This window comes from Sulfitobacter sp. (assembly GCF_041552635.1).
Lineage (GTDB): Bacteria > Pseudomonadota > Alphaproteobacteria > Rhodobacterales > Rhodobacteraceae > Sulfitobacter.
Genome location: NZ_JBFEKM010000314.1, coordinates 1 through 2288, shown reverse-complemented (window position 1 = coordinate 2288; position 2288 = coordinate 1). Strand labels below are relative to the sequence as shown.

General features: G+C 55.1%; 2 protein-coding genes and 2 pseudogenes. All 4 read right to left on the bottom strand.

What is annotated here, in order from left to right:
- Window positions 1-207: 207 nt before the first annotated feature.
- The 4 genes and pseudogenes from ABYT07_RS20545 to ABYT07_RS20530 all read right to left on the bottom strand — a co-directional run bounded on the left by ABYT07_RS20545 (window position 208) and on the right by ABYT07_RS20530 (window position 2088).
- Complete coding sequence (locus ABYT07_RS20545; protein ID WP_372993858.1) at window positions 208-690, bottom strand: 3'-5' exonuclease; 483 nt, start codon at window positions 688-690, stop codon at window positions 208-210.
- Window positions 639-1075 (bottom strand): annotated as a pseudogene (locus ABYT07_RS20540) (LysR substrate-binding domain-containing protein); the annotation flags it as partial. The gene ABYT07_RS20545 and the pseudogene ABYT07_RS20540, both read right to left, overlap by 52 nt.
- Window positions 1053-1444, bottom strand: a pseudogene (locus ABYT07_RS20535) (LysR family transcriptional regulator). The pseudogenes ABYT07_RS20540 and ABYT07_RS20535, both read right to left, overlap by 23 nt.
- A gap of 221 nt (window positions 1445-1665) precedes the next feature.
- The gene (locus ABYT07_RS20530) at window positions 1666-2088 is read right to left on the bottom strand and encodes a type II toxin-antitoxin system PemK/MazF family toxin (RefSeq protein ID WP_372993857.1); all 423 of its coding nucleotides are present in this window, start codon (window positions 2086-2088) and stop codon (window positions 1666-1668) included.
- Window positions 2089-2288 lie beyond the last annotated feature (200 nt).

Sequence of the window (2288 nt, the reverse complement as noted above, 5' to 3'; positions counted from 1 at the left end):
TGACAGGCTTGAAGAAGAGCTTGGAGAAACAAAGAGACTTCTGGCGGAGGTCGAACATGAGCTGGAAATTACGAGTGATGAACTAAAACAAACAAAGCTCGAGAGATTTCGCTCGTAGGTCTCTGTTGTTAACGAACACCTTTTCTATGAGATAGCCGAGCTTGATCACGATTTCTATTCCCCCACTCGTGACTTCGCAACTGGCGGTCACTTCGTGATCTTCGCATTCATCGATAATAAATCCATCAGGAATTCTGATATTGGGTCACTACCAGATATCCACAAATAGTCTCGAGCACGAGTTGCACCTACGTACAACAAGTGCCTTTCAATCGACATAACCTCATCCAGCTGCGCCTCATCCTTTGCGGCAAGAATCCTACTCTCGTCGGGCAAAACTCGATCATCCAACCCAATGACAGCGACGGCCTGAAATTCTGAGCCTTTTGCATCATGCATTGTAAGCCAGTTCAGTGCAGGTTGAGTGTCAGAAAATGACATAGCGAAATCGCTCACCAACTCTGGCGTTCGTGCCAGGATGGCTATCTCATCTTCTGGTAGGCACCTTGCACCAGCCCTTTCACCAAGGCATCGACAAAGGCGCGGGCATTGGTCCGCTCGGTCCGTCTTTCGGTGAAGAAGGCATAGGCTGTCACAGTGGCAGTGCCGAATTCGGGCAACGGGTTGCACAGCGTTTTATCTGCTAGCGCGTCGCGCACGGAAAATTCAGGGAAGATCGCAAACCCTTCATCCTCAGCCAGAACCGCACGGATCATCGGGGCGCTGTTCACGACAAGCTGTCGGTCCGGCGCAATCACGGTTTCACGACCGTCCTCCGCGTAAAGCGGCATCTTGCGCGGCATCGTCGGGGTGCGCAGCCACAAAATACCGTTCAAGTCTTGCACGTCTTTGATCAATTTGGCCTGTTCAGGCCCGCAGCAAACCACATCGCGCGTCTCGAACAGCTTGCGCGCAAGGCGGGGATCATCCCCGGGTCACCAATGCGAATGGCCAGATCGACGCGCGCGGCGACAGGGTCCAGTACAGTGTGATCAAGTGTGATGTCCAGCGCCACATCGGGATGCGCCTGCGCAAACTGCGCAACCACGCGGCCAAAGCGGGGGCCTCACGCAACCATCGGTGCGGTCACGCGCAACCGACCGCTCAGGGCGCTTCCCTCGCGGCTCATGCTGTCCAGCCCGCTTTGGAAGGCGTCGGTTATTGCGGCGGCATGGGGGCAAAAACGCTTCTCCCGCCTCGGTCAGTGCGATTTTGCGGGTCGAGCGATACAAAAGCTGACGGCCCAGCCGTGCCTCCAGATCCGAGATCATCTGGCTGACATAGGGGGCGACAGCCCAAGGCTATCGGCGGCCGCGCGAAAACTGCCTTGCGCGACGACGGCCTGAAACACAGCAATAGGGCGCAGCAGATCAAGATTATTCATAGGTAATACCTACTAATACCTTCGGTAAGACCAAAGCCTTGGGCTGTTCGAGAAGGCTCAAGAATGTTGACGTCCGTGCGGATCCTCACGATCCGAATGATCCGCAGATTCGTTCGCCCGAGTTTTCAGATCGCGAATGATTTGCGATGCTCGGTGAGACTTCAGTGGCAATCCTGACTTTGAAATGATGAGATGCTGTTGTGCGATCGGCGTAGAATCAATCAATGCATACAATGCAGGCGTAGACGCGCCCGAACGGCGTGCATTCGTTCGATCAGGTACGCGTCGAGATGGCCTATAACAGGTGTTCCTCGCGGGCCCTGGTCAAAGTCAGCATGATCGAGGCTTACGAAGACCGTCCGCGCCCCGACAAAGCGAGTTTGGTGATCGAGACCGGCGATAGCCAACGACGACCGCCGTTTGACCCAGATCTCATACCCCCTATTGGCCGCCGTACGCGCCGTGGTGCCGTAAGCCAACGTTACCTTCTGGTCCCCGTCGCCGCTGTCTACCTCCAGCACCAAGCAAGGTCTTATCTTGGGAAGGCTGTTGATGCTGTCGACTTCTGGGAAACGGAAAAGCACTATGTCCCCCCGGCGAAGGGTGTCCTGCCATGTGTCGGTTTCGTGAATGTTGTCAAACATGAATTGCTCCTGTGGTTTTGGATTTCATGACGACAACGGCAAATCACCTCTTCGAAATCTGGCCATCCGCCGCTGTGCGTCGCCAAAAGCGCACAGTGGCGGATGGCCGGGTTTCAGATGACCAATCGATCCCAAATTTCAGATCACCGACTGACGGTTTCGAGGCTGGCGGTGATCTTCGCTCGTTTTTCTCTGTTTGC

Coding starts and splice junctions, on each gene's coding strand:
- ABYT07_RS20530 (WP_372993857.1), bottom strand. CDS start 2,088: ATGTTTGACAACATTCACGAAACCGACACATGGCAGGACACCCTTCGC.